Origin of the sequence: Streptomyces sp. NRRL S-920 (genome assembly GCF_000717945.1) — a bacterium.
GTDB lineage: Bacteria > Actinomycetota > Actinomycetes > Streptomycetales > Streptomycetaceae > Streptomyces > Streptomyces alboniger.
The window spans coordinates 59,731-78,861 of record NZ_JODF01000004.1 but is presented as its reverse complement, the minus strand read 5'-3'; the positions used below and the strand labels follow the sequence as shown (position 1 = coordinate 78,861).

Here is a 19,131-nt window from a genome sequence, read left to right as displayed (position 1 = left end):
CGGCGGACGTCGCGGAGTGTCGCTAGCCCGTTCGATGCATTTCGGAAATGGGCGGTTATGCTGCCTCGGCGTCGCATCGGAACGTGCACTTCCTCCTGTGAAGGAGCGGTGGAGGTAGCTCGATGGCGGCGTTGCGGCGGATCAGCGCAGCAACAGCACTTGGGGGAGGACATCGGGCCGTGACGGACAATGTGGAGGCCCTGCTCACTCGTGCCGCAGCAGGCGGGGAGGGTGCGGCCGATGCCATAGCGGGGCTGTACGACGAGCTGAACGACACGGTCTACAACTGGGTGCGGTTCTACATCCGGGACGGGCACGTTGCTGAGGACCTGAGTCAGGAGGTCTGGCTCAAGGTCGCCCAGAACATCAGCAAGTACAGGCCCGGCACGAACTTCCGCGCATGGCTCCGGACCATCGCCAAGAACACCACGCTCGACTACCTGCGGGCCGTGCAAAGACGCCCGTCGGAAGTGCTATACGCCGATCATCTGGAACTCGACCGGCCACGGGTGGGCCAAAGCCCGGAGGAGTACGCGGAGAAGCGTGCGCTGGCCCGTGCTGTGGCAGCGCACCTGCCAAGGCTGCGGCCCGAGCAGCAGCAGGTCCTCACCTTGCGGTTCTTCGACGGAGAGAGTCCGGGGAGTACCGCGGAGATCATGGGGAAGACGGCCGGTGCTGTCCGTACATTGACGGTGCGGGCACTGCGTAAACTCGCTGAGGTCATGCCGGCCGGGGAGTCGTCTTCTGAGCTGATAGAGGAGCTGCTGACGGCGGCAGCGGGCAGAAGCAGAGTTGTCGGTACACGGGTCGAAACACGAGAGGCGAGGGCGCATGTCGCGACGCGCTGACCAGAGCGAGCGCTTGGAGCGGGCGCTGGACGGCGGTCCGATCCCTCACGACGAGGAGACCCGCCGGATGCTGGCGGCCGCGGGGGCACTGCGGCCGGGACACCGGCGTAACCCCGCCCGGGTTCGTGCCACCAAGGAAGCGATGCTCCGCGAGTTCGCTCGCGTGCAGAATCCGCAGGAAGCCCGCGAGGACTCGGGGACTGGTGACGGCCTCGACGAGCCGGAGATCCACCGTGAGGAAGTCGAGCTGCCTGGGGGCGGCCACCTCGTACTCACGGACATCGAGGCCATCACGCCTGAGCGTGCAGAGGCGACGGCCGCTCGCATCGCTCGCATTTTGCAGACCAGTGAAGAAAGAGATCGGCAGAGTTGAGCAGCGCAATATCTGACGGTCTGGTGTCGAGGACTCGACCGTGACCTCCGGCACGCCTCCGATCAAGATCCACTTTTTGGACCCGGACGAGAACGGCGACGAAGAAGTGGCGCTCACTGATGTTGGCGTTGCTGACATCAATGGCGAGCGTCACCTGTTTCTGAGCCCGCAGTCCTTCTACTCGGCTGTGCGGCAGGTCAAGTCCGCGATGCCGGACCTGCCAGAGGAGCAGGTCGAGCGGCTGGTGCGGGAGCACTGTGAGTTCAAGGACTTCGACGAGTTGCTGGGGCCGCCCGTCGAAGTTGCTCCGCCTGTCGACCTACCGCCGCCTGTACACGAACCGGACGTGCAGTCGCCGCCGCGCGGCCGTGTGAAGAAGTGGGCCATCGCCGCGGCTCTGATACCGGCTTTGGCCGGGTCCTGGATGCTGGGGCATTACACGGGCGCCGCCCCGGCTCCGGCGAGCGCTCCCGACGCGTCTCCGGACACCGCTTCCGACGAGGCGGCCAGGGACAACCGCAACCTGGGGCCGGAGCCGTTCACGGCCCATGACTTCAAGGATTTCTCCGAGGCCGGGAAGATCCATTGCAGCCCCATCGACAACCTGGAGGCGGAGTGCACGGACTCCGACGGGATGGTGATGGCAACCAAGGCCGCGACGGGACCCGATTCGACGATCTTCACGTTCTCCTACGGGAGGGAGCGCATTGGCCTGCGCATCTTCGGAACCGCCGACTACGCGAAAACTTGGAGTCTGCAAGAGGGCTCGCAGGAGCTGTACCCCAACATGACCCGCTCGGGCCGCTACGTGCTGTGGAGCACAGATGCGGCGAGGCCGCGGTTGAAGGAATACACGAAACTACTGGCGTCGGCGTCGAAGAAGTCGGCCGCAGGAGCGCACCAGGTAAGCATGATGGGCGCGGCGGACCCGCTGCCGCCCCGCCTGGCTGCTCTCACGTTGGGCACCCTGGGGCTCGACAGGCACGACGTCCACACGATCCTCTTCGACGCTCGGGATGCTTCGGTAGACGTGCCCGTGCTGATGGCGGCACGAGCCATCCTGGGCGTGGGTGATCGGACGCCCGCGGTCATGCTGCCTGGTGAGGAGGACATCGTGGCGCTCGCTATGGGAATCGAGCCGTCGCCCGCGGTGGCCGAGCCGGACACTGTCCCTGCACCAGGTGGTTCATCCGCAGGTTCGGCCGTTGTCGTCACGACCCCAGGACCGGTGACGGACGTGAAGCCGGCTGAGATCGAGCAGACGCAGAAGCCGGAGGAGCCGCGGAAGCCGGTGGAACCGCGATGGCCAGCAGAACCGACGGTGCCCGAGCCGAGGCCGGAGCCGGAGGAACCGAAGCCCGAGCCGGAGCCGGAGGAACCGAAGCCCGAGCCGGAGCCGGAAGAGCCGAAGCCCGAGCGTCCCCCCACATCCCCCGATGTCCCGGGGGCCATTCCTCCGGCCGAAGTGCCAACAGCGCCGCAGGAGCCAGACTCCGACGAGACGCAACCGCCTACGGGAAGCGTCGCCGAGGAGCCACCGGCGGCCGAGGAGCCGTCGAGCGCGGACAGCGGTGGGGAACTGCTGGGGCTGCCGCAAGCCTGGATCGCTCCGGCCGCGTAGCGGGTCGCGCCGCGCAGGAGATCACCTGCGCGGCACACGAGGGCTGCAACTCAGAAGGGCGGCTCAGACGCCCACTGGTCGTCGGCTACCGGGCGCCCTGCTGGGCTGCCGACTGGCTGCTGACCGCCGGTCTTGGTGACCTTCGCGGTCGCGTTCTTCAGGCTCACGCCCACGTCTTCGACGTCGAGTTCATACACGGTGCGCTTGACGCCTTCGCGGTCCTCGTAGGAGCGCTGCTTGAGGCGTCCTTGCACGATGACGCGGGCGCCGCGGGTCAGGGTCTCGGCGACGTTCTCCGCAGCCTGTCGCCAGACGGCGCAGGTCAGGAACAGGCCCTCACCGTCCTTCCACTCGTTCGTCTGCCGGTCGAAGGTGCGCGGAGTGGAGGCGACGCGGAATTTGGCTACCGCGGCGCCGGAGGGGGTGAAGCGGAGTTCGGGGTCGTCGACCAGATTTCCGATCAGGGTGATGACGGTCTCGCCTGCCACAGGGGCCTCTCGGGGTGGGCGGTCGGCCTGCCGCGGGGCAGGCCGACCAGGGAAACAAGATCAGGAGAACAACAGACGCCAGGTGAGCGGTCCAGGGATGCCGTCCGGGTCGCCGCACAGCTCCTTGCGGGAGCGCTGGAAGTCGGCGACGTTCTTACGGTCGGCGTCCGACCACTTCGGGCCCGGCCCGGAGGCGTAGTGCGTGCCGAAGCCGCGCTTCACGAGCTGGGTGCCGAGTTGCTTGATGTGGCTGTTGCTCTTGCCCGGCCCGAAGTAGCTCGCGCCAGGGAACGGTGGGGCGGGCTTCGGCGCCGGGGTGGAGCCGCCGCCGGTCGACGGCTTGGAGCCGCCCTTGCCCACGATCGCCTTGGCCTTGGCCAGGATCTTGGCGAACGGCACGTCGCCCGGGTCACCGTGGTAGTTCTCCGGGACATGGAGATGTCCGCAGACGCCGCGGAAGGCGGTCCACTCGGCGTGGCTCATGCGGGCCGACGTCTTGCCGTACGAGGACGGGTAGGCGGGCCACTGGGACGGACCGGTCAGCGGGATGCCGAGGTGGGTGTGCATCCACGCGATCAGCCCGGCGAGGGCGTCGTAGGCCCACTGCGGGGCGTCCGGCCAGTAGACGTAGTGGACGCCCGCCTTCAGCTTGCCCCAGGTGCGCTTGTGCGCCGGGTCGCAGGTACCGATGAGTTCGATCTGCACCGCGTTGCAGGTGTTGGTCTCAACCCCCCCGGGGGCGTTGACCAGGGCGCGAGCCGAGCGGTCGAGCGCGAAGTGCTGGTAGACGACGAATTTCTTCGTCTTGAAGTCCGGCAGGGCGGTCAAGTTCGGAGCGTCGGCGCCGTTGCGGTAGCTGACGATGCCGGTGCCCTCAGTGGTGTGCAGGACCAGTACGTTCGGCTTCATCAGGGAGCCCTGGTACTGGTCGCCGTACCAGTGGGCGCCGCGGATAGCGCCCGGGTACAGGGTGGTGGTCATGTGCGTGCTTCCTCCGGTGCTGGTGAGCAGGGAGGGAGCACCGTGGCCGCAGTCGGGCGCTAGTGTCGCGTGCTGCCGTGGAGGGCACCCTTCGGCTCTGCGGCGCCAACGCGCGCAGCGGCAGCAGGGAGGAGAGGTTGCCGCAGCGCCCGGCCCGGCAAGGTGCGGAAGCGGTCAGCCGTCGACTACTTCGGCTTCCACGACGCTGCCGTCCTCCAGCTCCGGCGGGTCGGGGTATTGCACGGCGAAAAGCGTCTGGTTGAGGCGTTCGGCGAGCGCTTCCAGGTCGACGTGTTCGTCCTGAGCGGGGGCGCCGTTGTCCAGGCCGGTGATGTCGATGGCCAGTGCTGCGTCCTTGCCGTAGTGGGTGCGGTGCTGCCGCTCCAAGTACCAGGCGTCGGCACGCCAATCCGGTGCCGTGCGGTCCTCGGTGATCTCCTCCACGATCTGGCCTGTTTCTGGGTCGCGGAACTTCCTCGTCGTGACCTTGGTGACGATCCCGCCGTCGGCGACCCTTCTGATGTTGGCCATGGCGCGGGCTCCGGCCATCGCGCGTGCGGTGCGGACCTTCTCGAACAACTCGACGTAGGGGTCCTCGTCCCGGTTGGGGGCCTGCCCGTCTTCGCGAGCGGCGACTTCAGCGCGGCCGCGGGCCATCCACCGGTGGTAGGTGGCGCTTGAGATGCCGGCGGCCTCGGCGGCCAGCTCGACGGCGATGCCGGTACGGGACGCAGCGATGATGCGCCCTTCGACTTCTTCGGACAGCAGGCTGGGGCGCCCGGCGCCTGAGCGGCGCGGCTTGCGGCGGGTGGACATGGAACAGCTCCTCAGCGGCCGGGCGTGAATGCGTGGCCACAGGCCGGGCAGGTGGCCACGCGGCCGCGTCCGCCATCGTCCGGGCTGAGGCCGTCGCTGCCTAGACCTTCGTTGCTGTCATCCGGAAGGTGCAGCACGGGCGCCTGGTCCTCGTTGATGGCGCCGGGCAGGGTTTCGGGGTCGACCTGGCGCAGCAGCTTGTCCAGCTCGTCTGCGGAGATGGCGAGCGAGTCGTAGAGGGCAGCGTCCTCGGTCACGATGTCTTCGAGGTACGCGGCGAGGGGACGGGGCCGCCAGCCACCGTCGGCGCCGATCTTGTTGAGCTTGATGTTGAGCGCCTTGGCTTCGGCGTCGGAGCGGGAGGCCCAGCCGCGCTGTATGGGGACGAGCCATCCGCCGTCGTTGTCCAGGAGGAGCCCGGCCGGAAGTGGTTCGCCACGGGTCTGCATCTCGATCAACGCCTCTCGACGACCGTGTCCTCCCAGGATCTTGTGGGTGCGTTCGTCGGCGATGGGTTGATCGACGAAGCCGTGGGTGCGGATGCTCTCGATGATCCGCTCGACCTCGTGGCGCTTGGGGTTGCCCGGTGCGGGGGCGAGGTCGGTGAGCGGCACGTAGGCGGTGTAGCGGGGAGCGGGCACGGTCTCGGTCACGGCAGTCCTTCCGGCGGTTCGTGGTGCCAGCGGCGGGAGCGGTCTGCGAGCCCGCGGACTTCAACCGCGGCGCCCCGCCTCGCAAGCGGGACATGCCGTCATGGCCGGACCGCGCCCGCCGCTGGGCCGGGGCCGCCCTCGTTCCGGATGGAGCGACCCCGGGGTCCGCCCGCCCCAGGCGACGTCGCCAAAGGGGGTGGAACCCGCGGGAAGGTAAGAGGCACAGCCCGCTTGTGTCGCGGTGTCCCGTCAGGCGCGGTCTCTTGACGCGGAGTTCGGCGGGCGGCGTAACACTCGGTGCGACGCATGCTGTACTATTTGTCGTGGCTGGGAGAGCAACCCAGCCCCCTGGGCCTTGGTGTCACAAATTTCGCCGGTCGACGTACTTACTGGCGGCACCCTCTGCGCCTTGCCCAGGACAGACCCGAAAAGCCCTGGGCCGCCACGCCTTGGGTGAGAAAGGACCCCCATGTCGTACGAAGACGCCGACCAGACGCCGGTGCCCGCCCTGTCCCTGGGTGATGCCGCTCTCCTCTCGGTCTTCGCCAAGGTGTTCAAGGAGAGCGTCGTCCCCGCGATCGACGAGAAGATCGCCGCCGTGAAGGTGCCGCTCCTGGCGGCCTACGACGACCCCGACAGCAGCACCAAGTCCGTGGACGCAAAAGTCAACGGTGTCGCCGTCGCCACGCACACGGTTGCCTTCTCCAGGGACAAGTACGACGTCAGTGACGAAGACGCCTTCACCGAGTTCGCGGAGGAGCACGGTGAGGTGGAGGTCATCATCCGGGCCCGCCCCGCGTTCCGCACCGCGATGCTCAAGCGCGCCACGTACGACAAGGCCACGGGCGACATCGTCGACAAGCTCACCGGCGAAGTGATCCCCGGCGTCGTCCGCATCCCCGGCGGCAAGCCGACCGGCACCATCACCACGACGTGGAAGGACGGCGGGAAGGAAGCGCTGATGGAGGCGTTCTACGCGGGAGACCTCGATGGCCTACTGCGCGGCGTGCCGATGCTCCCTGCCGCGCCCGAGCGCGGCGCCCAGCAGTAGCAGCCCGCGCCCGTCGAACGACGGCCCGGCCGCCCACACCCCCCGCCGCGCGGCCGGGCCCCCTTCCCGAAGGACCACCGCCTTGTCCTCCCAGACCAGCATCGCTCCGGCTCTTGCCGGAGGCATATCCGACCGCGCGTTCCGTCTGTACTGCTACCTCGTCCTGAGGAGCGACGGCGGATGGGTCACCGTCCAGGACGCCGCCGACGCGTGCAACCTGACCAACCACCAGGCCCGCGAACCGCTCTCCGAACTCCGCAAGGAGGGCATGGCCGAATCCCGGCGCGTGTACGAGATGGGCGCCCACGGCCGCAAGACGTGGCACACCTACTTCCGGCTGCCGCAGGAAACGATGATCGAGGCGGCAGCGTGACCCACCGCAGCGCGGTACGCCACAACCACCGCCCCTACTACGTCACGGTCGAGTCCGCGACCGTCCGTGACACCCGCATCAGCTACCGCGCGCTTGGTCTGCTCACGTACTGCCTGGATCAGGCAGACAGTTGGCAGGTGCGCTCCGAGCAGCTTGCACACGGTGAGGGGCGCGAGGGGCGCGACGCCGTCCGCAAGGCGCTGCACGAACTGGCCGCGCACGGCTACTACCGGCTGGAGCGTCGCCGCTTCCTCGACGGCACGACGGCCATGGGCGCCGCAGTCAGCCGGTTCCCCGTCGAACAGTGGGCCCAGGACTACGTCACCTTCGGCAAGAAACTGGACGTCCCGGTCATCGAGCAGCAGGACGGATCGTTCCGCGTTCGCTACCCCAACGGCGACCTCGGCCCTGACGGGTTCACGCCTGACCCCGCCCCCACCGTGCCGGGAGACGCCCCCACGACCGTGCCGGAGCGGGAGCCGCAGCAAGAGCCGCAGCCGGAGCCGAAGTCGGAGGCGAAGCCCAAGAAGAAGACGCGTCGCACTCCTCCGGCCGCCGCTCGTGCCGCCGCGAAGAAGAACCAGCAGGCACGGGCACGGGAGGAGCCAGGCGAAGCGGCCGGCGCGGCGAAGGAGAAGACGCCCGCCCAGCAGGTCGCCACCTGGTACTACGACCACGCGAAACAGCACCTTGGCCCCTACGCGGGCAAGCAGAAGTCCGGGTGGTACTTCGGGCTCGTCAAACTCAGCCAACAGGCCCTGGACGCCGAGTACACGCAGAAGCAGGTGGCCAAGGCGTTCCAGCGCACCGGAGTCCACTTCCCCACGGCGCACCAGTTCCAGAGGGCGCTGAGCGACGAGCGGAACAACAAGCCGATGCCCGCCCAGTACGGCGGACGCCCCGCCCCCTACAGCGACGCTGCGACCTGGGGAGCGGACAGCGCGGCAACTCCAAGAGCCACCCAAGACCACGACGACGGCGCCGTCTTCGGCATCGTCCCCGCCTGACGCGAAAGGAGAACAAGCGGTGAGCACCTTGGCGGCCGCACGCGTCGCTCCCCAGCGGGAGCCCAAGCGCCTGTTCGAGATAACGGACCACATGGTCGCCACCCTGCGTCGGGGCGGAGCAGACCTTTCGCAGCTCGGAGTTCCTGCTCCGCCTGAAGAAGACCCCATCGCGCTCTGGGAGGACGTCTCCGTGCCGCAGGCCCACGCCCGCACCCTTGCCTGGACGAACAGCATGAAGGCAGCGGACCACGACGACTACCTGAAGTGGCGGTTGTCCGACCTGGACGACTACCAGCGGCCGCAGGCGCTGAAGGGGTGGCTCGACTCGCTCGTCGAGGCCAAGAGGAAGAAGGCCAGACCGGACACGATGCACTTCATCGTGTCCGGGAACATCGGGTCCGGGAAGACAACGGCTGTGTCGGCGCTCGGCAACGAAGCCAGCAGCCGGGGCCTGCTCGTGCGCTTCGTCCAGCACGCCACGTATCTCACCTGGCGTCGCCCCGACGGGGGCCCGGACGACATGAGTCGCTACCAGGTCCGCAAGCGCCACGTCGAAGACCCGGACCTGCTCATCCTCGACGAGTTGTGCGGCGAGATGGACGGAGTGCAGACGGAGTTCGTCCGCCGGGAGACCACCGATCTTGTCGGCTCCCGTCTGGCCTCGGGCAGACCGACGCTGTTCTCCACCAACCTGCGCCGCGACGGCATCAAGGCTGTCCTCGGCGAGCGGCTGTTGTCCCGCATTGAGGACCGGGCGTACCTGGCGAAGGTCGTCGGGCCCGACCGGCGCACGCCGCGCAAGCCCCTGGAGTGGTGAATTCGGCATCCGAGGACAGGGGGTGACTGGACTTCAGCGATTAGAGGCAGCGCATCAGGCGGCGGGCCCTATATCGTTTGGGCAACCCGAGGACCGACGAGCATAGGTCCCTCGGGCAGACCCAAACGAAAGGGACCTGTCTTGCCTGCCTTGACGACCGTGCGTGCCATCACCCAGGGGGAACGCGAACTGCGAGACTGGCACCGCAGTCTGCGCATCGGAGCTGCGACCGCGGGCTTCGGAATGATGCTCGCCTCCCTCTACCAACTCCACTGGGCCGGGGCGCTCATCGGCTTCCCGTCCCTCGCTGCCGCCGCCATGGCAGGCTCGCTCGAACTCCTTCTGGCGTTCAACGCGGGAGCCGTCACCAGCATCCGCAAGCGCACGGACAAGGGCACAGAGGGCGGCTACTACTGGTCGCTGTGGTGCATCTTCGCGTTCTTGCTGTGCATCTCGATCGCCGCGAACGTCGGCCACGCCATGGTCGCTCTGTCGGAGTGGTTCAGCTCCGGGGAGGCCCCGGTCGTGATGGTGGAGAACCGCGTGTACGTGTACGCCGTCGGTAGCGCCGTGGCCGCTATGGTGCCGCTGGGAGGCAGCTTCGGGCTGCACATCTCCGGCTTCGTCCGCGCGCGCGGTGCTGGCTCGGACTGGGTCGACGAGGACGGTACGGGTGCACTGCTCGATGCGGGTATGACCGCCCCCGTGGCGACCCCGCAAAGCACGACAGCGGCAAGGCCCGTGGCGGAGGCGTCCGCCCAAGGGGATGCGGACCTTGCGCCCGAGCCGCAGACAGAGGCCCCCGCGGTCGTCGCGAAGGGCGAGGCGCCGGAGCGGCCCGAGCCGGAGCCGGCGGCCGCCCCGGAGGGCGAGTCGGTCAAGGTGCTGCGCGAGGAGGAGCTGTACGCCATCTACAAAGCGGCCCGGGATGCCGACGAGACCCACCGGTTCGGCCCGCGGGGTGATCTGAACCCGACCCAGCTCGGACGCCGCCTGGGCCAGAGCCCACAGAACGGCCGGAAGAACGTCGGCCCGCGCTTCGACTCGCGCTACCGAGCGGAGAAGCAGGAGGAGCGCGGCGACGGAGTGAATCTGGAGGGCCTGGAGGCTGACAACGAGGCCGCTCAGACCCCCTGAGGTTCCACACCTGCACGACGGGGCGGCGCGCCCCCGGGGCGGGGGCCCCCGCCGCTGCTGTGTTCGGTGCTGGCGTGATCCTCGGTGAGCTGGGGTCCGAATCCGAGGGACACGACGTTGACCTGCTGCACCGCATTGAATCTCCGCCCAGACACGCTAAAATAGTACAGCGGACGTCAGAGCGCGAAGCTAAGGCCCTGCGCGCCGCAACATCCGGGAGAGCAACCCGGAAGACCCGAAGCGAAAGGCCCCATTCCGTGGCTGGCATCACCGCGCCCCAGCGCACCCGCAAGAGCCGGAAGCCCACCGGCAAGCCGAACCCACCGATCATCCTGCTCACTGGTCTGGAGAAGACCGGCAAGAGTTACGAGGCCGCGCGCGGTTCAGGCTCGGACCTGGTCGGCATGACGTACTGGATAGAGATCGGCGGCACCGAAGGAACTGCCGACTACTACGGCCGTGTGCCGGGCGCCGACTACGAGATCGTGCCGCACGACGGCTCGTACCAGGACATCCTCGACGCGATCCGCTGGGTGAACCACCAGCCCCGTGTCGACGACAAGCCGAACATGCTGGTTATCGACTCCATGACGTCGCTGTGGGACATGCTCAGCGACGAGATCGCCATGTACGCGCGCAACCGCGCGGTCCGTAAGGCGCAGCGTAACCGTTCCCGCGTACCGTCCCTCGACGACCCGGTCGTCATCGACTCCGACCTGTGGAACCGAGCCAAGGACCGCTGGGGAGAGGTGCTGTGGCTCCTGCGCCGCCACCAAGGACCGTGCCTGCTGCTCGCCCGCACGGAAGTCGTCACGGCCTTCGAGAACGACAAGCCGACCCGCAACACCACCCGGAAGGTGAAAGCGGAGAAGAACCTCACCGCGGCCGTGGACGCGATCGTGGACTTGCACGCCGTCGGCGAAGCCTGGCTCACCGGCGTGCGCAGCCTCCACATGAAGATCCAGCCTGGCGAGACTCAGCGGTTTCCCGACTTCACCGTGGATGCACTGCTGCGCCGCCTGGGACTGCAAGACGCGGCCGACTCCCGCTTCGCCTCTGAACTCCGGCCCGACGCCGAGTTGCAGGAGCACGGCCAGCACCCGGCGCCCACCGGGGCCGCTCCTTCCCTGACCGGCGAGCAGGCCGCCAAGCTCATCCGTGACGCCCTGATGCACCCCACCAACCCCGAGAACGCTCTGCGCGAGCTGCGCGAGGAGCACGGCCGCCGCACGCTCGCGGCCGTGACGACGGAGACCGCGTGGGGAGTGATGAGCGCCGACGACCTGATCACCAAGTCGCTCAACCACCTCAAGGCGAAGGCCGAAGAGGCGCAGGCGGGCGGCGGGCAGCCTGACGAGCGGCAAGGGACGGCGGACCAAGAGGCTGGCCAGGAGGACGAGCCGACGGACGCGGGCGGGCCTGAGCCGAGCGGAGACAGCTCGCCGCCGCCCCCTGACCCGGAGGCCGAGCCGCCTTGCTCCGAGCGTCCGGAGGAGGTCAGCGAAGCCGAGGAGCCGCAGGACATCCCCCGGCCCCGGCCCACCCAGGTGAAGAAGCACAACAAGGTGATGGCGGTGCTGCTCACCGAGGCGGAGATCCAGGCCCGCATCCTGGGCGTGTCGATGCAGGAGCACTTGGAATCGATCTCCGTCCCCGACGAGGGCACGCCGCCGCCGATGACGAAGCTGCGGACGTACGTGATCGAGCACCGCCCCGCCGTCATCGGCCTCCTGGAGGAGCGCGGCGAACGGGACCTTGCCAACGCCTACCGGCTCGCGGGCAAGCCGGAGCTGAAGATCGCTGAGATGTTCGCGACGCTCTACTCCGACCTCGCCACCGTCGGCTGAAGGGCCGTGAGGTGGCGCGCTTCGGATGTCCCGGGCGCGCCACTTCGCACTCCGTACAGGAAGGACGCGACCCGCCACCCCGCCTCCCGCCACCTGCCGGTGGCGCGCCCGCGCGCGCCACCGCCCATCCGGGCGCGCGCCACGCCACCACACCGGCGCGCCTTCCCGTGCAGGCAGCGCGCCATGGCGGCAGGAGCGGGCGCGCTCCCGCCATACCGCCCCTCGCGCATGGCGGTGACGACGCGGCGTCCGAGGCGCCACCAAAATGAAGCGCGCCCCGCGCCACCGTGCCCCTGCCGGTGGCGCGCCGAGCCCTCCGGGCGCGCCACCGAGGGCGCGCCGGGGCCCCGACAGCGCGCCACCTCCGAGCGGACACCGCGCCCGCCCCTGGGCGTGCCACGAGGCGGCGCGCCACGCGCTGATTTGCGGCTTCACCGGCACGCCGCGACAGGGCGCGCCTGCCGCGCTACCGGAACGCGCGCCGGGGCGCTGACACGACCGGACAGGCGGTGGCGGCGCGGACGGGGGGCGCGCGCGTGGCGCGCCGCGATGGCGCGGGCGCGCGGGCAAGAAGAAGGGCGCGCCCCATGCGGAGCGCGCCCAGAGCGAGGGTGCGTCGTCAGCTGGTCGAGCGCGCCTGCGCTCGGCGCTCGGCGCGCCGCTGTCGGCGCACTTCCTCGCGCGCCTTCTGCGCGTCGTCGCGCACCGCGTTGAGCAACGTCGAGAACTCCTCCGGGTACTTCTCGGCGAGGAGCCGCATCGCCTGAAGACGGTGGTTCGGCGCGCTCGGCATCCGCCCCCACCGCGCCACCGTGTAGTTCAGGGTGTACTGGAGGAAGCGCAGCTCAGCTTCCAGACGCGAACGGAACTGAGAGACACGCGCCTCGTGCGCCGTACGGGACTCGCCCTGCAAGGCGGGCAGGAAGTCTTCTGGATTCCGCATCATCCGTGTGGCCAGAGCATGGGTGCGCTGTGCCACCTCTGGCGAGCGGAACGCCAGGCCCTGGACGAAGTCGCGGCCGGTCCGCGAACTGCCAGCGACTTCTTGCACAAACGCCGACCACTCGGCGGCGAATGCCTCGTCGTCGAGCTGCGCCAGGTGCTCAGCCTCGTCCGCAGCGAGATCTTCCACCGCCTCCACCACGGGCTGCCGTGCGTCGCGAAGCTGCTCACGGAAGGCGCTGAGGCGGGTCTGGTAGTCACGCTTGGATTCGCCGTCGTGGCGCTCGACCACCGTCTTGAACTCGCGGGCGGCGCGATCAGCGGCGACGAGCGTCCGCGTGGCCAGCCCTGGCGAGCGGAACGCGGCCGCCTGCACCTCCCGCGACGCCCGCTCGTCGGTGCCGCCCAGTACGTAGGTGGTCCATGCCTCGAAGAACGCCTGGTGCGACATCTTCTTCAGGCGCTCGACCTCTGCCGTGGCCTTCTTGGCAGGTGGCTGCGCGTCGGCCATGCCCGCGGTTCCTCCTGGTCGTCTCGGCTCGCTGCTCTCAAGCCGCGGTGTGCCGCGCGAGGCGGCCGGTGCGTAGTAGGCGATGGCCGCCTCGCCACCGAACCCACTCCGTGTGCCGGGTCATCGCAGGAGCAACCACTCTCCGGCCCTGGGCGCTCTGCACGCGCGCAGTGGTCTTGGGCTGTTGGTCTGCTGGCCAGACCCAGGAGGAAAGGCGGACCCGTACTCCCAGACACCAGCAGCAACCCTCAACGCAGTGGGTTCGGCGGCGAAGCGGCCACCTAAATGCGGATGATACCCGCCGGCATCCCAGCGGGTTACCGGCCGCAGTGCTACCCGGCCTGCTCCGGGGCCTTCGGGCTGGTGACCGACTCGATCACCGGAGCGACCTTGCTCGGCTTCCAGATCAGGTCGTACGTGGCCTGGGAAGCGGCGAGGACCGTGGCGAGCGTGGCGAAGGTGAGGGTGCCGTGCTGGAACTGATCCCAGCCCCCGGACGCGGCCACGGTGATGAGGCCCGCGATCAGGGCGAGGACCACGGCCACCGTCTTCTTCAGCTCCGTCGGCCAGGCCGGGCGCTGCACGATCGCGGTGAGCAGCGGCAGGAGGGCGCCAACCTGGGCGCCGGTGGTGAGCGAGTCGAGCGTCGACATAGCGTTCTGGCCTTCCACGAGGTGATGTAAAGGCCAGAGCCTGCGGGGGCTGAAGGTCTAGTGTCGCGTCCTGGCTCTACGGCGGATCATGCCGCTCGATGTCTGCGGAGATCTCGGCAGGCGGCTCCGGCGCCGGGCGGTGAAGCACATCGCGGACCAGGTCCCGCAAGTCGTGGATGTACTCGACGGCGGCCGCTTTCCAGCGGCGCCACTGGCGCTGCTCCTCTTGAAGATGCTCGACACGGCGCTCAAGGGTGTCGTACTTCGCTTCGAGCGTGGCCATCCGTTCCATGGTCTGGTTCGTCGATGCGCGCTGCTGTTCGAGGAGACTGCTGAAGCCGTCGGTGAGATTCTTGACGGCTGCCGCTTCGGTGTTCTTCTTGTTCTGCCGGTACACCAGCCACGCGCCGCCCAACGCACCGAGCATGCCGAAGAGGGGGGCGAGTACGGGCGCCAGCGAGACGAGCCCATCCACTGGCACTCCCTGGGTTCGATGAATCACGGGTGCGCGGGAGCCGGGGCCGGCAAAGCCCGCGGCTCCCCGCAGCGCGCACACTGCACCGGGGCACCCTTTACTGTCTTGGCCTCACGACGTGACCTGTACGAGGTCGGCGATTGGCTGCTCACAGCCCATGCAGACACCGCGGTACAGCGGCGGCTCGGGAGCGGCGTAGTAGGTGCCGGTGAACGGGATACCGCTGACGGGACAGACGGCCGGGTCGGTGTGGCAGGTCGCGATCATGCGCTGCGCGCGGGGTGTGGGTTCCTCGTCGGTGGATGCCATCAGTCTTCTCCGATGATCTGCCAGTGCACGGTGGTCTCGTCGTTGTCAGTGCGGGTGACCCAGATCGTCATGCCCTCGGACGACAGGCCGGTGAAGCCGACCCCCAGCACTCTGTTGCCGGGGTAGCCGGTGTTAGCGGTGAGCTGTGCTCGGAACTTGGAGCCTGCGATGTTGCCGCCGGACAGCGTGACGGGTGTGGGCACGTTGGGGGTGGGTTTGACCTTGACGACCCCCATGACGATGTTGTCGGCGCGCAGGACACCGTTCGCTCGGATGGCGGGGCCGCTGATCGTGGCCTGCTCCGCGGTGAGCTGGATTCGGCTGCCCACGGTCACTGCGGTGCCGTCGAGTACGCGTTCGGCGACCCATTTGTCGTTGCCCTGCCACGTTCTCCACCGCACGGCAGCTCCGTCGCGGTCGCTGAACTTGCCGCTGTGGGTGACAAGGGCGGCTTCCGAGCCCTGGCCCGCCACCTGGAGATAGGCGTAATTGGTGCCGTCATCGCTGGTGAAGTACAGGAAGGGCGACGTCGAATTGGGTTCCAGCACGATGCGCTGTGACCCGTGGCCGTACGCGGTGAGCCGTGATGCGTCCATCACGATGCGTCCGCCGGTGGCCGCAGTTCGTAGGGTCGCGCCGGTGATGATCTTCCCGTCGATGGCCTTCGCGTCGAGCTTGTCCGCGGTCACCGCGCCGTCCGCGATCTGTACCTTGCCGAGGACCGGCTGTACGACCGCGTTGTCGAAGGCTACGGTGCCTGCGGTCGCGTCGTACGAGCCGATTCTGATCTCTGCCTGCACCGTGCCCGGCGGGGCTTGTACGTTGCCGGACAGCTCGTTCCAGGAGCCGCGGGTTGGGTTGCTGTTGGTGACGTGCCCGAATGTCACGTTGCCGGCGGAGTCGATCCACCGTGCGTAGATCCGCACGGAGGCGCCCGTCCAGTCGGTGGAGGGCATCGCGTCGACCGCCAGGTGCAGCTGCTGCCCGGCCAGGATCGGGAACGTGGACAGGGACAGGGTGCGGATGACCGGTGCAGCAGAGGCCGCGTTCACCAGGACGGCCCGTGCCGAGCCGTTGCCGCCGTCCGCGATGGACCAGTACGTCTGCCCGGCGACCAGCGCGGCGCCTCCTGGACCCTCGAAGGAGGGGTCCGGCAACATGTTGGGGCTGCTGGCGATCGTGAGCCGGTCCGCGGTGATCGATCCGACCTTGATGTGGGTGGCGTCGATAGCCCCGGCCCTGATGTGGCTCGCGTCGATGCTGTTGACCGCGATCTTGTCGGCCGTGACCGACAACGCCGCTATCTTGTCGCTGGTGATCGCGAGACTGGCGATCTTCTCCGCGGTGACCGAGAGGCTGAGCAGCTTCTCCGTGGTGACGGACTCCGCGGCCAAGTGGGTGCCGTTGACGGCTCCGAGGGCGATCTTCGCCGCGGTGACGGCCGCCTTGGTCAGCTTGGTCTCGCTGATGATGCCGTCGAGAACGTCCTGCGCGACGACCCGTCCCGGGCCGACAGGCCCCGCAGCCGCGGACGGCTCACCACCTGTGCCGGACAGGGTGCGAGCCAGGAACCGTACGTGCACGGGTACTTCGGTGGGTATCAGGAAGACGCCACCGCGCGGCGACTCGATCGTGCCGACCTGCGTGATCTGCGTCGGCTCGAACACGCTGGCCGTGGAGGCGTGCACCTCGATACGGGAGAAGTCCAGCGGTGCAGAGAGCGCGTCGGTGAACAGCCCGTCCCAGGTCGCCGCCACACCCCCGCGAGCCTCCGCAAGAGTCGGCGTACTGGGGGTCGGGGGCGGGGGCCCGTTGACATGGATGACACCTGTGGTGCCATCGCCCTGCTCGCCGACGACGACCTGGAGGGAGCCGTCCTCGTCGTACACCTCGATGGACCCGCCGTCAACGGACGCGTTCGTCAAGGAGTTGGACCGCTCCAGGTCCTGGATACGGCGCTCAAGCTGCGCCAGGTAGGCCGCGAAGTTCTTCGCCTGCTCGCGCTCGTCGAGACGAAACGACGTGGTCATGTGGTAGCTCCTGTCGCCTCAGCCGTAGTGGTCAGCGCGGGTGAGGGTGAGCACGGCTGTACCGGCCGCGGGGTCGATCTCCTCGGCCGTGACCCGATGCCAGATGGCGAGTTCGCCGACCCACGGCACGTCGACTTGCACGAGAATCCGGTCGCCCAGATGCCAGGAGCCCAAGGGGGCGTTGGGGTGCTGGCGGACAGCGATGGAGGGGATGGTGAGCTGCGCGGAGTGCTTGGCGCGCTCGGTGCGGCCGTACGCGGTCAGGGTGCGGTGGTTCTTCGTGCTCTTGCGGGTGATGACCCGGGCGCGGCGCAGCCGTCGGTCGTTGGTCACCACCCGGGCCCGCGCGGTCTTTGAGCCGCTGCCCTTGCCCAAGACGTAGACCTGGTTGGCGAAGAACTCGCCTTGTCCGCCCGGCGTTGCGATCTCAACGATGTTCTCGCCGCTCGCGAAGCGGAGATCTTTACGAGCCTTGCCCAAGCGGCGTGTGCCGAGGTCCAGGAAGTGCTCGACTTTCTCCCGGTTGCCGTCCCAGCGGTGCCGCTCGCGGAAGTCTGCATGCGCGAGGTTCATGACCTCGGTGATCGTGCTGCCGCAGTCCGGGGTCTCCCACCACTGGAGCTGCCAGGGATCTTGCCCGTTGGCAGAGCCCAGCAGGTGCCCGGAGTCATGGCGGTCGACGATCAGCCCGAGATCGCCGCCCTTGTAGGACTGCAAGTGGTCCCAGATGTGCCGGACGACGTCGTAGGCGTCCCACCGTCGACCGATCTTGTCTTTGGGGCGCGGCGGCATCTTTCTCTTCGGGTGAGAGCCGTCGACGTACCCGTCGTGGTTCTTGTCCCGCCCGTCGTACTTCCACTTCTGCTTGTGCTTGCCGCCGGAGACGATCGTGGAGCCCAAGTACGGCATCCCGTTGGGGTAGGCGGTGTAGCCCGCACACTCCACGCGCATCGCCTGGCCCTGGAAGGACACTTTGGTGACCAGACCGCCCCAGCGAATGTGGCCGTTGTACTCGGCATAGAGCGTGGTCGCCCACTCAGTGATGACGGGCAGGCCGTCCGGCCGGGCCATGAGCCGCATGTACTCCGGGGCGATCGTCCCCGTCATGGCGCCAGGGCCGTTCAACTCTGCTTTGGGCACCGAGTCGGCGACGAACGGCACGTCCCAGTCCAGGAAGTCGCGCGTGGTGGAGCGCTGCGCGATGTACCGCCACCCGCTCATGCGACCACCGGGGCCTGGCTGTAGGTGATCTCCGTGGCGAGGACGGTGCCGTTGTCCGCACGGAGCACCCCGGACATGCCCTCGGTGCCGATGCCCTGCACGGCGATGGGCAACACCGCGCCGCGGTCAGCCGGGGGGAGCGCGAAGGTGTGCCCGCACACCGCGGCGTGGCGTCCGGCGTGCTGGCTGACGAGAGGGAAGCTGCCACCGACCTGCTCGCCTACGATGACCCGCAGCCGCACGGAAGCCTCCGTGGCGTCAGCGTGCAGAACGCCGGTGAGGTGAGCGTGGACCGTGACGTGCGTCGCCCAGGGCGGCGCCGGTTCCTGCCAGCGCGCGCCGAGGGGGAAGTCTTCCCAGGTGTCGGTGAGGAGGCCGACGTCGTCGGGGTTGGGCCAGACGCTGTGCAGGTAGCGCCGCACCGTGTGTGAGCGCGGACGGGCCAGGTGCCGCAGGTCGGTGATCATGCCCTGGGTGATGACGGACGTGGAGGCGGGTACGTCGATGCGCGCCAGGGTGACGGCCGTTGACGCCGCATCGACGTCCTGGAGGCTGGTAGTCCCCGGCGGAACGTCGGAGATCACGCGGGTGTGCACGTAAGGGCCGACGGCCGGGTCCTCGGGCAGCGGCCACGTCTCCCCGCCGTAGGGGTCCTCGATCCGTGCGATGACCAGGTCCGAGCGGGGCCCGTCGGCGGACGTCGGCTCGATGTCGGCCAGGTCGGCGATGGGTAGGCGGGCCGCGTATGCCTCACCGCCGGCACCGGATCGGGGGCGGGCGGCGATCATTGCGCCGGTGCTGACCTGGACCGCGGAGCCGGGCACCTCCAGTGCCGTCACGACGAGGTCAGGGGGCGCGACGATTCCCTCACCGCCACCCGCGGCCGCCGCTACGACCAGGCGCAGTGTCTCCTCGCTTGTCGCCGTGCCCTCCACGAACCACGGGATGCCGTCCCACACCTTGCGTTCTCCTTCACCT

At 68.8% G+C, this 19,131-nt stretch carries 19 protein-coding genes and 1 pseudogene; 9 read left to right on the top strand and 11 right to left on the bottom strand.

Features of this window, described 5'->3' with window-relative positions; genetic code table 11:
- The first annotated feature begins 179 nt into the window (after window positions 1-179).
- The 3 genes from IG54_RS0104890 to IG54_RS39105 are packed head-to-tail and all read left to right on the top strand — an operon-like array spanning window position 180 to window position 2,842.
- On the top strand, window positions 180-848 hold the full coding sequence (locus IG54_RS0104890) for an RNA polymerase sigma factor (RefSeq protein WP_030777717.1): 669 nt from the start codon (window positions 180-182) through the stop codon (window positions 846-848).
- A complete protein-coding gene (locus tag IG54_RS0104885) occupies window positions 832-1,221 on the top strand; it encodes a hypothetical protein (protein WP_030777714.1) in 390 nt (129 codons plus the stop codon). The genes IG54_RS0104890 and IG54_RS0104885 overlap by 17 nt, the downstream gene beginning before the upstream one ends.
- 40 nt (window positions 1,222-1,261) lie before the next feature.
- Complete coding sequence (locus tag IG54_RS39105; RefSeq protein WP_051819273.1) at window positions 1,262-2,842, top strand: hypothetical protein; 1,581 nt, start codon at window positions 1,262-1,264, stop codon at window positions 2,840-2,842.
- A 56-nt stretch (window positions 2,843-2,898) separates the two neighbouring features.
- Here the strand turns inward: IG54_RS39105 and IG54_RS0104875 are convergent.
- The 4 genes and pseudogenes from IG54_RS0104875 to IG54_RS0104860 all read right to left on the bottom strand — a co-directional run.
- Window positions 2,899-3,330 (bottom strand): annotated as a pseudogene (locus tag IG54_RS0104875) (single-stranded DNA-binding protein); the annotation flags it as partial.
- 60 nt (window positions 3,331-3,390) lie between these two features.
- Entirely contained in the window at window positions 3,391-4,311 is a 921-nt protein-coding gene (locus IG54_RS0104870) for a peptidoglycan-binding protein (RefSeq protein ID WP_030777707.1), read from the bottom strand.
- Window positions 4,312-4,485: 174 nt separating this feature from the next.
- Entirely contained in the window at window positions 4,486-5,127 is a 642-nt protein-coding gene (locus IG54_RS0104865) for a hypothetical protein (RefSeq protein ID WP_030777706.1), read from the bottom strand.
- A gap of 11 nt (window positions 5,128-5,138) precedes the next feature.
- Window positions 5,139-5,780, bottom strand: coding sequence for a ParB N-terminal domain-containing protein (locus IG54_RS0104860; protein WP_030777704.1), 642 nt, complete (start codon window positions 5,778-5,780; stop codon window positions 5,139-5,141).
- Between the two features lie 469 nt (window positions 5,781-6,249).
- On the opposite strand from IG54_RS0104860, the gene IG54_RS0104855 reads away from it, so the two are divergent.
- The 6 genes from IG54_RS0104855 to IG54_RS39100 all read left to right on the top strand — a co-directional run bounded on the left by IG54_RS0104855 (window position 6,250) and on the right by IG54_RS39100 (window position 12,012).
- A complete protein-coding gene (locus IG54_RS0104855; protein WP_030777701.1) occupies window positions 6,250-6,831 on the top strand; it encodes a hypothetical protein in 582 nt (193 codons plus the stop codon).
- 82 nt (window positions 6,832-6,913) lie between these two features.
- Window positions 6,914-7,204, top strand: coding sequence for a hypothetical protein (locus IG54_RS0104850; protein ID WP_030777699.1), 291 nt, complete (start codon window positions 6,914-6,916; stop codon window positions 7,202-7,204).
- On the top strand, window positions 7,201-8,211 hold the full coding sequence (locus IG54_RS0104845) for a hypothetical protein (protein WP_030777697.1): 1,011 nt from the start codon (window positions 7,201-7,203) through the stop codon (window positions 8,209-8,211). The genes IG54_RS0104850 and IG54_RS0104845 overlap by 4 nt, the downstream gene beginning before the upstream one ends.
- 19 nt (window positions 8,212-8,230) lie before the next feature.
- Window positions 8,231-9,028, top strand: coding sequence for an ATP-binding protein (locus tag IG54_RS0104840; RefSeq protein WP_030777695.1), 798 nt, complete (start codon window positions 8,231-8,233; stop codon window positions 9,026-9,028).
- A gap of 150 nt (window positions 9,029-9,178) precedes the next feature.
- A complete protein-coding gene (locus IG54_RS0104835; RefSeq protein WP_030777693.1) occupies window positions 9,179-10,165 on the top strand; it encodes a hypothetical protein in 987 nt (328 codons plus the stop codon).
- A 257-nt stretch (window positions 10,166-10,422) separates the two neighbouring features.
- Window positions 10,423-12,012 carry a hypothetical protein gene (locus IG54_RS39100; protein ID WP_051819272.1) on the top strand — a complete coding sequence of 530 codons (1,590 nt, stop codon included), beginning with the start codon at window positions 10,423-10,425 and terminating at the stop codon, window positions 12,010-12,012.
- A gap of 619 nt (window positions 12,013-12,631) precedes the next feature.
- Here IG54_RS39100 and IG54_RS0104825 read toward each other — a convergent pair.
- The 7 genes from IG54_RS0104825 to IG54_RS0104795 all read right to left on the bottom strand — a co-directional run bounded on the left by IG54_RS0104825 (window position 12,632) and on the right by IG54_RS0104795 (window position 19,112).
- Window positions 12,632-13,465: a hypothetical protein gene (locus IG54_RS0104825; RefSeq protein ID WP_030777689.1), complete on the bottom strand. Its 834-nt coding sequence runs from the start codon at window positions 13,463-13,465 to the stop codon at window positions 12,632-12,634.
- 332 nt (window positions 13,466-13,797) lie between these two features.
- Window positions 13,798-14,136, bottom strand: a complete 339-nt coding sequence (locus IG54_RS0104820) for a hypothetical protein (RefSeq protein ID WP_234335977.1) — start codon at window positions 14,134-14,136, stop codon at window positions 13,798-13,800.
- A gap of 58 nt (window positions 14,137-14,194) precedes the next feature.
- On the bottom strand, window positions 14,195-14,593 hold the full coding sequence (locus IG54_RS0104815; RefSeq protein ID WP_030777685.1) for a hypothetical protein: 399 nt from the start codon (window positions 14,591-14,593) through the stop codon (window positions 14,195-14,197).
- Between the two features lie 111 nt (window positions 14,594-14,704).
- Window positions 14,705-14,902 carry a hypothetical protein gene (locus IG54_RS0104810; protein WP_030777683.1) on the bottom strand — a complete coding sequence of 66 codons (198 nt, stop codon included), beginning with the start codon at window positions 14,900-14,902 and terminating at the stop codon, window positions 14,705-14,707.
- Window positions 14,902-16,932, bottom strand: coding sequence for a hypothetical protein (locus IG54_RS39095; RefSeq protein WP_051819271.1), 2,031 nt, complete (start codon window positions 16,930-16,932; stop codon window positions 14,902-14,904). Before IG54_RS39095 ends, IG54_RS0104810 begins: the two co-directional genes overlap by 1 nt.
- 18 nt (window positions 16,933-16,950) lie before the next feature.
- Entirely contained in the window at window positions 16,951-18,153 is a 1,203-nt protein-coding gene (locus tag IG54_RS0104800) for a hypothetical protein (protein WP_030777679.1), read from the bottom strand.
- Window positions 18,150-19,112, bottom strand: a complete 963-nt coding sequence (locus IG54_RS0104795) for a hypothetical protein (RefSeq protein ID WP_030777675.1) — start codon at window positions 19,110-19,112, stop codon at window positions 18,150-18,152. The genes IG54_RS0104800 and IG54_RS0104795 overlap by 4 nt, the downstream gene beginning before the upstream one ends.
- Window positions 19,113-19,131: the final 19 nt, after the last annotated feature.

What these genes read in the sequence shown, in the direction of transcription:
- IG54_RS0104885 (WP_030777714.1), top strand. Translation starts at nt 832, where the DNA reads ATGTCGCGACGCGCTGACCAGAGCGAGCGCTTGGAGCGGGCGCTGGAC.
- IG54_RS0104870 (WP_030777707.1), bottom strand. Translation starts at nt 4,311, where the DNA reads ATGACCACCACCCTGTACCCGGGCGCTATCCGCGGCGCCCACTGGTAC.
- IG54_RS0104865 (WP_030777706.1), bottom strand. Translation starts at nt 5,127, where the DNA reads ATGTCCACCCGCCGCAAGCCGCGCCGCTCAGGCGCCGGGCGCCCCAGC.
- IG54_RS0104855 (WP_030777701.1), top strand. Translation starts at nt 6,250, where the DNA reads ATGTCGTACGAAGACGCCGACCAGACGCCGGTGCCCGCCCTGTCCCTG.
- IG54_RS0104825 (WP_030777689.1), bottom strand. Translation starts at nt 13,465, where the DNA reads ATGGCCGACGCGCAGCCACCTGCCAAGAAGGCCACGGCAGAGGTCGAG.
- IG54_RS0104810 (WP_030777683.1), bottom strand. Translation starts at nt 14,902, where the DNA reads ATGGCATCCACCGACGAGGAACCCACACCCCGCGCGCAGCGCATGATC.
- IG54_RS39095 (WP_051819271.1), bottom strand. Translation starts at nt 16,932, where the DNA reads ATGACCACGTCGTTTCGTCTCGACGAGCGCGAGCAGGCGAAGAACTTC.
- IG54_RS0104800 (WP_030777679.1), bottom strand. Translation starts at nt 18,153, where the DNA reads ATGAGCGGGTGGCGGTACATCGCGCAGCGCTCCACCACGCGCGACTTC.